Source organism: Saprospiraceae bacterium (genome assembly GCA_016715965.1).
Lineage (GTDB): Bacteria > Bacteroidota > Bacteroidia > Chitinophagales > Saprospiraceae > Vicinibacter.
Genome location: JADJXG010000001.1, coordinates 2402421 through 2416244, shown reverse-complemented (window position 1 = coordinate 2416244; position 13824 = coordinate 2402421). Strand labels below are relative to the sequence as shown.

General features: G+C 41.2%; 11 protein-coding genes. 4 read left to right on the top strand and 7 right to left on the bottom strand.

Features of this window, described 5'->3' with window-relative positions; all coding sequences use genetic code 11:
* Position 1: 1 nt before the first annotated feature.
* From IPM48_09015 to alaS, 5 genes are read right to left on the bottom strand one after another with little or no spacing between them, the layout of a single operon-like run.
* Entirely contained in the window at positions 2-1411 is a 1410-nt protein-coding gene (locus IPM48_09015; protein MBK9271729.1) for a sugar transferase, read from the bottom strand.
* On the bottom strand, positions 1408-2259 hold the full coding sequence (locus tag IPM48_09010) for a hypothetical protein (GenBank protein MBK9271728.1): 852 nt from the start codon (positions 2257-2259) through the stop codon (positions 1408-1410). Before IPM48_09010 ends, IPM48_09015 begins: the two co-directional genes overlap by 4 nt.
* Positions 2249-3223 (bottom strand): Gfo/Idh/MocA family oxidoreductase, encoded by a 975-nt coding sequence (locus IPM48_09005; protein ID MBK9271727.1) that lies wholly within the window; start codon positions 3221-3223, stop codon positions 2249-2251. Before IPM48_09005 ends, IPM48_09010 begins: the two co-directional genes overlap by 11 nt.
* Positions 3220-3519, bottom strand: a complete 300-nt coding sequence (locus IPM48_09000) for a hypothetical protein (GenBank protein MBK9271726.1) — start codon at positions 3517-3519, stop codon at positions 3220-3222. Before IPM48_09000 ends, IPM48_09005 begins: the two co-directional genes overlap by 4 nt.
* Positions 3519-6170, bottom strand: a complete 2652-nt coding sequence (alaS, locus tag IPM48_08995) for an alanine--tRNA ligase (protein MBK9271725.1) — start codon at positions 6168-6170, stop codon at positions 3519-3521. The genes IPM48_09000 and alaS overlap by 1 nt, the downstream gene beginning before the upstream one ends.
* 189 nt (positions 6171-6359) lie before the next feature.
* On the opposite strand from alaS, the gene IPM48_08990 reads away from it, so the two are divergent.
* Positions 6360-7343 (top strand): M23 family metallopeptidase, encoded by a 984-nt coding sequence (locus IPM48_08990; protein ID MBK9271724.1) that lies wholly within the window; start codon positions 6360-6362, stop codon positions 7341-7343.
* Between the two features lie 246 nt (positions 7344-7589).
* Here the strand turns inward: IPM48_08990 and IPM48_08985 are convergent, their stop codons facing one another.
* Positions 7590-8276, bottom strand: a complete 687-nt coding sequence (locus IPM48_08985) for a TetR/AcrR family transcriptional regulator (protein ID MBK9271723.1) — start codon at positions 8274-8276, stop codon at positions 7590-7592.
* Between the two features lie 113 nt (positions 8277-8389).
* Between IPM48_08985 and IPM48_08980 the strand changes: the two genes are divergently transcribed.
* The 3 genes from IPM48_08980 to IPM48_08970 are packed head-to-tail and all read left to right on the top strand — an operon-like array spanning position 8390 to position 12781.
* Positions 8390-10051 (top strand): ATP-binding cassette domain-containing protein, encoded by a 1662-nt coding sequence (locus IPM48_08980; protein ID MBK9271722.1) that lies wholly within the window; start codon positions 8390-8392, stop codon positions 10049-10051.
* Entirely contained in the window at positions 10048-11355 is a 1308-nt protein-coding gene (locus tag IPM48_08975) for an HlyD family efflux transporter periplasmic adaptor subunit (GenBank protein MBK9271721.1), read from the top strand. The genes IPM48_08980 and IPM48_08975 overlap by 4 nt, the downstream gene beginning before the upstream one ends.
* A gap of 1 nt (position 11356) precedes the next feature.
* Positions 11357-12781 (top strand): TolC family protein, encoded by a 1425-nt coding sequence (locus IPM48_08970; GenBank protein MBK9271720.1) that lies wholly within the window; start codon positions 11357-11359, stop codon positions 12779-12781.
* 458 nt (positions 12782-13239) lie between these two features.
* Here IPM48_08970 and IPM48_08965 read toward each other — a convergent pair whose 3' ends face one another.
* Positions 13240-13773 (bottom strand): DUF3575 domain-containing protein, encoded by a 534-nt coding sequence (locus IPM48_08965; GenBank protein ID MBK9271719.1) that lies wholly within the window; start codon positions 13771-13773, stop codon positions 13240-13242.
* Between the last annotated feature and the right edge of the window lie 51 nt (positions 13774-13824).

The window sequence follows — 13824 nt, the reverse complement described above, 5'->3', positions numbered from 1 at the left end:
TCTACTTCCCTTTCCCTTGGATCAAAACCAGAACAGTATAAAACAGAATTTTAAAATCCAGTCCGAGCGATCGGTTTTCGATGTATAGTATGTCGTATTTGAGGCGTTGGATCATCTCTTCGATGTTGGATGCATAACCAAACTTGACCTGTCCCCAGGAGGTAATGCCGGGTCGCACTTTGAGCAGATGCTTGTAATGTGGCGCGCGCTCCATTATTTGTTTGATAAAATATTCGCGTTCTGGTCTGGGACCTACCAAAGACATGTCCCCTTTGAGCACGTTGACAAACTGAGGTATCTCATCCAATCTCCATTTGCGCATGGTCTGTCCCCAAGGGGTAATCCTTTCATCGGATTCGCTGGACAATCGTGGGCCATCTTCCTCAGCATTGATGTACATGGACCTGAACTTGATGATTTGAAAGGGCATGTGGTTTTGTCCAATTCTTTGCTGTAGATAAAACACGGGTCCCTTGCTCGAAAGCCTTGTCCGGATCGCTACATAAATGATCACCGGCGACAATACCAACAAAAGCAAAAGACTGATCAAAATATCCAATATTCTTTTGACGATGATTTGCCAGCGCGGCATGATTTCCTGTTTGATCTCCATCAGAACAGCGCCGTATAAATGTCCCATTTTGACGGTGCCCAACAAGATGTCATAGGTATCAGGAACTGTCCGTATCATTAATTTTTTCCCAAACTCAAAAAGTTCATCGAGTATATTTTTGAGTTTCTGATGTTCAGTAGATTCGATCGCGATAATCACCTCTTCGATGTTTTCATTTCTGATCACCTCAGAAATATTTTTCAGAGTTCCCAGCTGCGGAAGATACTGAGCAAGTTCATTGCCTTGTCCTCCATTCGAGTGTATGTATCCGGCAAAACGATGCCCCAAACTAAATTTCAGGGAACTTATGTCTTTGAAAAGTTCCACTGCTCTTTGATCGCCTCCGATGATCAGGGTTTTAAATCCAACAATTCCCAGCTTGAGACGTCGACTGGTAAAAGACAAAAATCCAATTCTAAAAACTACCATCACACCCATCAAATAAAACCAAAATCTGATAACCGGAGAAAGATAGCGTTCTTCAAAATCAGGTTGCACACTGATCAACAACCAGAAAAATACCATCAAGGCCAAAACTAGGGTGAGCAGGATCGTATGTGAAAAAACAGTCCAACGCGAAAGTCTGTACACATCCTTGTATTGATCGGTCAGCAAATTGGTCACAAACCATAAAGTAGGGATAATGACCATTCCTCTATACAGAATTAGATTTTTTTGGTCCTTATCGCTCAGGTAAGAAGCTTCGTACAAATGCTGAAGGAAAAAATTCCAAACCAATGCCACTAGAAAAATTTCTGTCAGCAAATAGAATATATTTTCCCAGCGACCGAATTTCATCGGGTCGTAACTTTAATATTGTCCAACCATATTTTCTGTTCGGTCTTCGATGAATCCGCGATGTAGTTGGCAGCCAATGCCAGTTTGTAAAAATCGCTTTTTGCATCGTTGGTAATATCGGTAAAATCAAAATAAATTTTCCTCCAATCCTTACTTGGCAATACCGTACCATGCAATAAATCGTCAAACTCGTTTGCTTTGATTCCAACAAAACCTATATAAAATGGAATTTCAGATTTATAATGAAGCTCGAGAAAAACTCGGTTGGGTGTCACAGGAATTATTTTTTGCAGGTCGTACCAAACGTACAAATACGGGTTCTGTGCAGTCAGCGCAATCAATCCGGAATGACTGCCTTCAAAGGCCTCCTCCGGGGCAGATAATACAATGGCTGTTTCAGGATTGTTGTCCCGATCATCATTAAAAAAATGAAACCGGTCAAAATCCTCAATAAACGGAAATTGAATATCAGAGGCATATTGATAGACAGGTGAGACTTGAATAATTTGCCCGGGATTGGGAGCAACCATCTGCTCAAAAGGATCCATGAATGTAAAACGAACCGGCTCGCTGAGGACTCCATTTTTGCGTATGCCTGGAATGACTTTTAGCACAAAGTCTGAATCTTGCAAGATGGGAATTCTGACTGGAAGTTCATAGGCTCCCACATATTGATCATTGGCAAACAACCAAACATCTTTAAATTGATGAAGGGCAGTTCCCTGATTGGGTAAAACACTGACTTGGTATTGGTCGAGTGCAATATAGCTTGGAATGGGTTCTTCTGTATCTGAGCAATTACCAAAGGCCAGACAAAAGATTCCCAGTACAACTGATTTATTTTTCATGTTTTGCTTCGATCTGATGAGTAATGGCTTCGACCAACTTCAACGCCCGAATCCCATCGTTGAGATTGACGTCAGTCGGCAAATTCATAACGACGCTTTTGGCAAAAGATTTTAATTCTTCCTGAATGGCATTGACCGGTAGAATTTCCGGTGACTGCAAACTCACATAGCGCTTACCAAGATAAGTATCGAGCTCAATGGTTTGGTCCTGTTGTTCCGCCAGTAAGCTGATGATCTGGGCCTCTTTGGTCAGTAAGTCAAGGCTGATGTAAGCGTCGTCCTGAAAAATTCGGATCTTGCGCATTTGCTTCATCGAAATCCGACTGGCGGTGACATTGGCCACCAAGCCATTTTTAAATTCAATTCTCGCATTGCAAATATCTGCCTTGGGAGATACAATATGGACGCCATTGGCGCGAATGTCCACGGGCTCCGATTGCGCAATAACGCTGATGAGATCCAGATCGTGGATCATCAGATCATGCACGACGCTCACGTCGGTTCCGCGCGGATTAAAACTGGCAAGACGATGCGCTTCTATAAATCGTGGATTCCGGATGCTATTCCGCACCGCAAGGTATCCTGGATTGTATCGCTCCACATGGCCAATCTGCACTTTGAGTTGATTCTTCCTTGACAATTCCTCCAGTTGGATGGCCTCCCCTGAATTTTCAGTTACCGGTTTTTCGATGAAACAATGTTTGCCGGCTTTTAAAGCAGCGGTGGCGATCTGAAAATGGGTGGTCGTTGGTGTGACAATATCGACCGCTTCGACCATCGCTAAAAGATCCTCTTGGTTTTCAAAAAAACGGACGCCGGCAGAACGACAAATTTCCCTGGCTGATTCAATCTGCAAATCACAACAACCCACCAGATCAATTTCCGGTGAGTTGAGAATGCACTGAAGATGTATCTTGCCAAGATGTCCCAGTCCGATCAACCCAAGACTTAGTTTGCGATTCATCCCTGCAGCATTTGGTTCTTAAGTAAAGCAAGCATTAGGATAACCGTGGCAACCACCACGATAAACAGAAGACCGGTTTTAAAAATATGACTTCTAAAAGTGTTGAGCAAATCTGTACTTTCAGGATATTTGGACAAGACTTCTGCCCGCCATCTCGACTTGTAAAACATCTGTGCAAAGCCAAATTGAATTCTTCTTCTTACCAACTCCCTGTAATAGCCAAGGGTTTTGACGCGGATGTAAATGTTGAAAAATACAAAAAGTCCAAAAATGCTTAGCAATATCAGTATTTTCATCAGGGTGTATTTTTTTCAATGACCTCAGTGATAAACGATCTGGCCTCTTCAAGTGCTGCCTCTATACCCAAAACTTCCTTTCCTCCCGCGGTAGCAAAAAAGGCCTGCCCGCCTCCTCCACCCTGGATGTGAGAAGCAAATTTACGGATCCATTGGGATGCGTTGTATTCCTTTGAATGGTCCACCAGTGCCTGCGATATCATGCACATCAATTGCGGCTTTCCGTTTTCAACAAATCCAAAAACCACAATGCAGTGTTCGAATTCTTTGGCCAGTTGATAGCACAAATTTTTGATGATCTTACTGTCTTTAAGGGCTAGTTTTTGGACAATTAAATTCACCTTATTGTTTATTTGGATGGAGGCAGACATCAATTCTTTTTTCACCAGTCCGGCAGCGTCTTCCTGGAGAACAGCCATCTGCTTTTGCAGGGATTTGTTTTCCTCCAGAATGGATTCGAGCTGTTTGACCGGATCAGCCGGAAGATTCATCAACTGTTTGATTTCCTGAAGTTGCGTCAACTGCTGTTGAACGTATTGTTCTGCTTTGACAGCTGTGACAGCCTCCAACCTTCGGATTCCAGCTGCAACGGCCCCTTCTGAGGTTATTTTAAAATAACCCAGGGTGCCGGTCGAGGGAACATGACATCCACCGCAAAGCTCTACCGAATAAGCGGGATCGAAACTAATCATTCGAACCTGTTCACCGTATTTTTCACCAAAAAGCATCATGGCACCCGCTTTGCGAGCCTCTTCGATGGGGATTTGGCGAGCCTCAGCCAATGCGATGTCTTCCCTGATTTTTTCGTTGACCAATTGCTCGATGTCCAATAAATCCTGTTGGCTTAGTTTTTGAAAATGGGAAAAGTCAAATCGCAGATAATCTTCGTGTACCAGAGATCCCTTTTGTGTCACGTGACTGCCTAGTTTTTTGCGAAGGGCCGCGTGAAGCAAGTGTGTAGCAGTATGGTTTTTCTCAATAAGCGCACGGCGATAACCATTGATGACAGCCTTCACCGGTTTGCCGGGTTGTGATGGCATTACTTCTGTCAAGTGCAAAACAAGATCATTTTCCTTTACTGTATCAATCACTTCCACCGGAGTGCCGTCGAAATACAAAATTCCTCTGTCGCCTACCTGTCCTCCACCTTCCGGATAGAATGGCGTTTGCTCAATCACAAGCTGATAATAGGTTTTTCCTTTGAGTTGTATCTGTCTCCATCTTAGCAATCTGGTATCCTCTACTTCGTGCGTATCGTAACCGACAAATCGACATTGGCCTTCTGCGATCACATTCCAGTCTGAAAATTCTTTTTTTGCATCAGCCCTTGACCTTTCCTTTTGTTGACTCAAATATTTTCTAAATTCAACTTCATCCACCTCTAGTCCATTCTCCCTAGCTATAAGACTGGTAAGGTCAAAGGGAAATCCAAATGTGTCGTAGAGTTCGAAAGCCAGCTGACCTGAAATATTCTCATGGGTCGAGGTCAGGTTTTCCAGTTTTTTAAGACCACCTTCGAGTGTGCGCAAAAAAGAGAGTTCCTCTTCCCGGATCACTTTGAGAATGAGTTCCTGTTGTTTTTGAATTTCAGGAAAAACGTCGCCCATGCTTTGAACCAAATAGGGTACCAGACGAAATAAAAATGGTTCTTTGATTTTTAGATAAGAATAATAATAGCGAACTGCCCTGCGAAGAATTCTTCGGATCACATATCCTGAACCCGTACTGGAAGGAATGGTGCCGTCTCCGATGGTAAAAACGATGGCGCGGATGTGGTCGGCCAGCACACGCATGGCCATATCTGTCTTTGCTTCTGCGCCATAAGATCCTGTATAGGGAATGGCACTGAATTCTGAAATGAATTGAATCATCCCGGTAAAAATATCCGTGTCATAAGAGGATGTTTTGTTCTGGAGCACCATGGTGATCCTTTCAAAACCCATTCCCGTATCGATGTGCTTGGCAGGAAGTGGCTCCAGACTTCCATCTGCTTTGCGGTTGTATTGGATAAACACCAGATTCCAGATCTCCATCAGTTCCGGGAGGCCCTGATTGACCAATGGCGCACCCGGCACCTTGTTTCGAATTTCGTCGCTGCGAAGATCGATGTGGATTTCAGAGCATGGACCACAGGGTCCGGACTCGCCCATTTCCCAAAAATTGTCTTTTTTTCCAAAAAAAAGAATCCGGTCTTCGGGAATCCATTTTTTCCAATAACCGACGGCCTCCAGATCTGGCTCCAAGCCCTCTGATTCATCACCTCCGAATACGGTGATGTAGATTCTTGAAGCATCCAATTGATACCTTTTGGTCAGCAGCTCCCAGGCCATGGCAATGGCTTCTTCTTTGAAATAGTCGCCAAAAGACCAATTGCCCAGCATTTCAAACATGGTATGATGGTAACCATCAGCGCCCACCTCTTCGAGGTCGTTGTGCTTTCCGCTCACCCTCAGGCATTTCTGGGTATCTGCAATCCTGGTGATCTCCGGTTTTTTATTGCCAAGGAAGTAATCCTTAAACTGGTTCATCCCGGCATTGGTAAACATAAGAGTGGGGTCGTCTTTGACCACGATGGGAGCTGAGGGGACGATTTTATGAGACTTTTCTTCAAAAAAATCCAAAAACAACTGGCGGATCTTCCGGGACTCCATGGATATTTCTAGTTTATTAAATCGTTAAATATTAAAAATATAATGAATTATACATATAAACAAAACATATATAATAAAATTTCAACGCAATGAAGACCAAAAAAGCCTAAAATTGATTACTTTTGTCCTGTCAAACAAAGCGATGTGTATCGGATCGCAAAAGTAGTTAATTTAAAATAGCTGCATGAAATGAGGTCTGAAAAATATGTTTACAATCCTCAAACCCTTCAGTTTGAGAAAGTTAAACTAAGCAGGAAGTCCATATTACTCAAGGTTTTCACTTTCACTTCAGGGGTGGTGGTGGCAGCATTTTGTTTTTACTTTTTGACCTCTCAGTATTTTCCTTCCCCCCGTGAAAAAGCCCTTCGCAAGGAGCTTACCCAACTGGAATACCAGTTTATGGTCTTAAAAAATCAAACCGAACGCGCACAAAAAGTCCTCAACAACATACAGAATCGAGATTCCAGGGTTTACCGCATCATGTTTGGCATGAATCCCATTGACGCCAATGTATGGGAAGGCGGCGTCGGAGGCCACGATCCTTATGCCTGGACAGAGCAGTTTCGCCAGTCAGGCAATACGCTAAAAGAAGCCTTTCAGGTGGTGGACAAATTGGAGCGACAGCTCTACCTGCAGTCCTGCTCGATGGATGAGCTGGAGAAGAAAGCCAAAGCCCGCGAAGACGAACTCGCCAGTATTCCAAGTGTAAAACCGGTCCGCCTGGATCATTTGCAGCGGGATGTGCAGCATCTGTCAGGATATGGCATACGTCTCCATCCGGTCCACAAAGTCAACAAGATGCACTCCGGCATTGATTTTACGGCGCCTGAGGGTACCTCCATTCAGGCTACTGGCAATGGCAGGGTCGTCAAGATCGAAAGTAAAAAATCAGGATACGGAAAGTCTGTGACCATTGACCACGGATACGGCTTTAAAACACTTTACGCCCACATGCAACAAATAAAGGTGCGTCAGGGACAAAAAGTCAAAAAAGGAGAAGTGATCGGTACCATTGGCAACTCCGGCACCTCCACCGGTCCTCATTGTCATTATGAAGTGCATCTCTACGGCAAGCCCGTAAACCCTATCCATTACTGTATGGACGGTCTGACCCCTCAGGAATACCAAGAGATGGTGGAAAAGGCCGAGATGGCCAACCAGTCATTTGACTGAGGGATGGGATAATCAAAACTAAAAAATTTTCAATTGACTTATTGCAATGGTTTTTCCATACCAGCTGATGATTTAGCCCTCTCCAACATTGCAATATAAAAGATAAACTTATTCACCATCTGGTACATCAGGAATTTTTCACATTTCCTTGGAGGAAAGGAGCGGTCAATCATGCAGCATTTAAGTTTATACGATTGAATGCATCCATCGCAAATTCTAATCAATATTTTTCATTGCATCCAATTTCTATTCGCCCTTACCATTCCTGAGCGCAGAAAAAACCAAGTTTTCTAAAAAGGAGACTACGTAATGTTCTCCGTTTTCATCTCCTACATCAGTAAGACCCTTTAGCCATAAGCTAAAGTATTGCTGGTCATGCGCCGTCTCGACGATAGTGGTAGCCAGACTTTTTGGAAACCGGAATTGTGGATTTAATAACTGGATTTTTTCTGCAATGGCCAGGATCAAGTCTTTATAGGGTTTATAGTGTTTTTCTCTATTAAAGTCTTCCACTTCTTTGATAAGATACACCTTACTGCTCTCCCGAATGACCATGGTGTTCAATTTGTACAAATCAAAGGGTGTTAAAATGGTCTCTACCTCAGAAATCCCAACCAGAATTCGAATGATTTCGCGCAGCTGCTCCTCCGGTGCGGAGTGGGCGGGAATGTCGAACCGAATACAAAATTCCAAATAAGACCAGTACCAATGTAAAAGGTACAATAAAATCTTGTATTTACTTTCGAAATACCTGTAAATACTCGCTTCTGTAGTAGGTATAGCCTGGGAAAGTTTCTTGAAGTTAAATTGCTCAAAACCCAACTCATACAATAAATCCACCGATTTGGCGACCAGTTGGTTTCCCAACACAGAACTGACAGGATCTTTCAGATAAAGTCCCGGTGTCACATTTATTGAAAGCTTGGAGACCACAGGACAAAAATAAAGGATTTTTAATTGTATAATTAACTAAATATATATTTTAACATATTTTTTAGATATATAAATAAACTATCGTAATAGTAATACTATTATATTTGAAGTTTATGAAAATTAAGAAAACAACACCGCTTCTAAGCCTTTGGGACTATTTAAATCTGCAGCAAAAGGAGCTTTGGTCTTTGTATTTCTTCGCCGGCCTGGCTGGACTGATACAACTAAGTCTTCCCCTTGGTATTCAGTCCATTATAAATTTAATGATCTACAATACACTAACCACATCCATCTACATCTTGATCTTGTTGGTTCTCCTGGGACTTGGATTAGGTGGGTACTTGCAAATCAGGCAACTGCAAATAGCAGAAACAATTCAGCAGAGGCTGTTCGTGCGCAAAGCCAGCAAGTTTACAGATCACATCCCTCAAATCGAACTTACCAGTACCGATGGAAGCTATTTACCTGAATTGACAAACCGATTTTTTGAAACGGTAAACTTACAAAAAGGTGTTTTTAAATTGCTTTTGGATGTACCATTGGCCAGTGTTCAACTTATCGTAGGTATACTTCTGTTGTCTCTTTATCACCCGGTATTTTTAATCATTGCTCTAATTTTAGTGGCCATCGTCTACCTGATTATTCGTCTCACTTCCAGTAAAGGCCTTCAGACCAGTTTACAGGAATGTGAAAACAAATATAAAGTGGCGCATTGGTTACAAGAATTAAGCAGAAATCTGATCACATTTAAAAATTACAACGAAACCGGTTTTCACAGAGAGGTGGCGGACGATTTTACCACAGATTACATAAAGTTCAGAATAAGACATTTTAGGATTTTACAAACACAGTATTGGAGTCTGGTTCTTTTTAAGGTCTTGCTAATGGCAGGTTTTCTGATCATAGGCACCACTTTGCTACACAATCAGGAAATCAACATAGGCCAATTTGTTGCCGCTGAAATCGTCCTCTTTATTATCATCAATGCCATCGAAAAATTGATTCTTAGTGTGGATCTTGTATTTGATGTTTTGACAGCTGTTGAAAAAATGAATGCTTTGTTGACCAAAACAAAAGAGAGAACGGGCGGATTCATTGTACCAAATGACAAGGCATGGTCTGTTGAATTTGAAAATGTCAGCTTCAGTTATAATTCTACCTCACCTGTGTTGGAGAATATTTCATTTAAGCTGGATGCCGGAAAAAAAATGCTTATTTACAATCAAACATCCGGTGCGGGATCAAGTACCGTACTCAAACTTCTTGCGGGTACACATCAGGCCCAAACCGGAAAAATTAAAGTTCAATCCACTATTTTCGCTCACATTGATCTGCAAGTTTACCGTTCAAAAATTAACTTCATGATTGGCCGACCAGAGTTATTTTCTGGAAGCTTGTTTGACAATATTGTCGTGGGAAGAAGCAAAATTGAAACAGATCAGATCATAAACTTGGTGCATCAACTTGGATTTGGTGATTTTATAAATCAGTTTCCCAATGGATTGCAAACTCAAATTTACACCCATGGCATCAAATTGCCCTCACACTTAATCAAAAAAATAATTTTACTGAGAACTCTTATTGTTCCCGGCCAATTACTGCTTCTAGATGATCCACTCAGTTATTTAGATCAAAATGAAAAAACCTGCTTGCTACTCTTTTTAAAAAAATTGGATGCCACTGTAATCATCACCAGTCAGGAAGAAATACTTCCTGTAGAATTTGACCAGAAGTTTGTCATAAGCTCTAATGACCCTAAGCATTTAACAGCATGACCCATCAAACCATATTGTTGCCAAAATCGGCAAAACTAATTTACCGCGATCAAGCCAATCAAGGAATAAGGTGGTGGATGACAGGTCTATTTTTTGGTTGTGTTTTACTTTTGTTTTTACCATGGACGCAGAATATTCAGGGCACGGCCACTGTGACGACTTTAAGACAAGAAGAGCGACCACAGGAAGTTAATTCTGCCATCGATGGAAAAGTCGTTAAATGGTTTGTTCAGGAAGGGCAAACGGTCAAAGCAGGAGATACCCTTGTACAATTGCAGGAAATAAAACTAGAGTACTTGGATCCCGAGCTATTGAAAAGAACACAAGAACAAATCAAAGCCAAAGAAACAGCCAACCTGAATTATTTCAATAAAGCTGAAACTGCAGAAACTCAATATCAATCTCTTCAAGAGGCCATGACCTTAAAGCTAAGTCAATTGGAGAACAAAATTTCTCAAACGGAGGTCAGATTGATCGCAGACAGTACTGAATATCTTACTTCCTCCAGTGAATTACAAATAGCTACTGCGCAACTTGAGCGTCAAAAACAAATGCATGAAAGAGGATTGGTCTCTCTCACCCAGCTGGAGCAAAGGACACAAAATCAACAAAACGCCCAGGCCAAAAAAATCAGTGCGGAAATCAAATTTATCAATACAAAACAAGATTTAATCAACCAGAAGATAGAATTGAATAGCCTCAAACAAGAATACAATGAAAAATTATCAAAGGTAGAAGGAGATAGATATCAAACACTCTCCTTAATAGCAAGCGCAGAGGCCGATATTGCTAAACTCCAAAATCTGTACTCAAGCTACAAATTGCGAAATGAAATGTACTATATATTAGCTCCTCAAAGTGGTCAGGCAACAGAAATCGAAAAATCAGGAATCGGTGAAATTATTAAGACGGGAGATAAGTTATTACGCATCATACCTTCTGATCTTGAATTCGCCGTAGAGCTGTTTGTCAGACCAATGGATCAACCCTTATTAGACAAAGACCTTGAAGTGAGAATTGTTTTTGACGGTTTTCCGGCTTTGGTTTTTGGAGGCTGGCCCGATCAATCCTTTGGGACGTTTTCTGGCAAAGTTGTGGCTGTCGAAAACCAGGTTAACCGATCAGGGAACATCAGGGTCTTGATTCAATCAAACCCTTCTTATAAACAATGGCCAAAATCATTGAGACTTGGTACCGGAGCCCAATGCATCATACTACTGGGCAACGTTCCGCTAGCTTATGAAATCTGGAGAAAAATAAACGGTTTCCCGCCTGAATTCTACCATTCAAAAAATAAAAATTGAAATGAAAACGGCAATCCATTGTTTGGTCCTATTTATCATTGCCATAATCATCCACTCCCAACCTGTCTATGGTCAGGAGACCCAAATATTAAGCCTTAAAGAATTCTTGAGTGTTGTGATAAAATATCACCCTGTGGTACGACAGGCTCATTTGATAAATAAAATGGCCGAAGAGCAGCTCAGAGCTTCCGGAGGTCAATTTGACCCAATGATTTCCTACCGCTTGCAGGACAAAGAATTCGAAAACAAAAAATATTACCGGCTCCAAAATCTGGAATTAAATATACCGACATGGTATGGCATTGACTTAAACTTGACCGCTTTAAACAACACAGGACCATTGATCAATCCTCAATCCACTCCAGACCTGAGTCAACAGATTGGTTTTAATTTGCCTCTTATGCAAGGTCTTCTGATGGATCAGCGCAGGAAGAGCGTGTTGCAATCAAAACAAATGCTTAAAATGGCTGAATCAGAAAGAATCCTGATTGTAAATGACCTATTGCTGGAAGCCATCACCGTGTATGCCGAATGGGTACTATGCCACCAGCAGAAGATGCTTTTGGATAGCTTGAATCAGGTCAATGAGCTCAGATATAACTTAATCCAAATTAGCATAGGCATTGGAGAAATGGCTCCTATTGATACCATTGAAGCATTGAGTCAATGGCAAATCATCAAAGCCCAACAAATTGAAGCAGATCAAAAGCTGGAGCTAGCCAGAATCCGAATCAGTAATTTCTTATGGCTGCAGGATGGCTCCTATTATCAATTACCAGCCGGTATCATTCCTTCAGATCAGATTTTTCCAAAAGTAAATACTTCCAATTTTGAGTATTACCTGTCTGCCTCCGACTCTCATCCGGAAATAAAACAAGCCGTCAATGAAATTAAAATGGCAGAACTGGAAAAAAAATACCGATTCCAATTTATGCTTCCGCGTGCAGACCTGAGCATCCAAAATCTTTCCAGATCATTTCAATTCGGTACCGGTGCATACGCACTCAAAAACAGCTTGTACTCAGGAATACAATTTGAATTACCCTTATTTCTAAGATCAGGTAGGGGAAATTACCGCCGGGCCAAGCTGGAGTTGAATGTCCGTCAGTTGAATCTTGAGCGAATCAATGTCAAAATTAAAAATGACATTAAAATGGAATATACCAAAAATAAAAAACTCATCCTTCAGTCAGAAACCCTTGCTCAGGCCACCAGAAATCTTGAAACCATGCTCCAGGCAGAAAACACAAAATATCAAAATGGGGAGAGCAGTTTGTTTATTGTCAATCAGAGAGAATTGCGGTTTTTAGAATCCAGAAAACAGCTCTTGATCTTAAATAACCAGGTAGCAAAATCAAGCTGGCAACTTCAACATCTCATTGCAGGCCTGGAAGAGGCAATTCAATTTGCAGCGGGTAATGAGTAGACCCTTGTCATGCTTGCTTCAGAACTGCCAATGGAAGACCATTAAGGATATAGAATGCAATCGATGATGAGAACAGACAGGCACTGATGTCTTGCGCAGATTATGGTTTTTCATCTGAGAAGGTAGGGCTACTAATGGAACAAATCATCCCCATAAATAGTCCGCCGGAATCCATAAGAACAGACTATGGAACGGAATTCATCGCAAATGCTTGTAGGAGCTTTTGCTTACATCCTCATTCAAGCTAAGGCCATCACATACCAACAGAATTTAATTACAGTAAAATGGATTGATTTTGTAATTCTACAAGTTGTTGGAGGATTGGGAGATTGACAAATCTAATATTTTCTGGTTTTGAAAAAAAAAAAATAAAGTTTTCAGAGTTAGTTCTTTGAAATTTGATTTGACCACAATTTTTCAAGTTCACCAAAAAATGGAATAGCAATTATTGCGATTGTTTAAAATCTAAAGCAAATCCTAAATCTCACTGAAATATCCCACTTGTAAAAAAACTCTTGAGTTGGAGTAACGGGCACCAGCAGCTGGTCACCTTCGAACATAAATCTCCTTCCAAATTGAAGACCTCCTTCTACCATCCAGTGCTTGTAAAGTGGAAGTTTGTATCCGGATCTCAATCCAAACGTAAAAGACTTTATAACCTCATTGTAGGCATATTTGGAGGTATTTTCTTCTTTAGAATAGAACGAATAAACACCTAAATACAACCTTGCCATCGCAATGTCTTTGGTAAAATAATGTCTCAATGAAGCTGAGACTCCATGCATCATGAATCTATCCGTTAATTTCTTATCAAATAGCCCAGCAACAAGATATTCTAATTCAACGCCAAGATTGGGTTTTACACCACATTCAATTCCTAGATTGGGAATGCGACTTGAGAATAAGATAGGATTGGTTTTAATTTCGAACTGTGCATTGGAAGAAATGCAATTCAGAAATAAAAAAGCACTTGTAACGATTAGGATTTTCATAGTTGTGTTAATTAATTTACCAATAATTTTGAATCATTAAAGTCATTACAT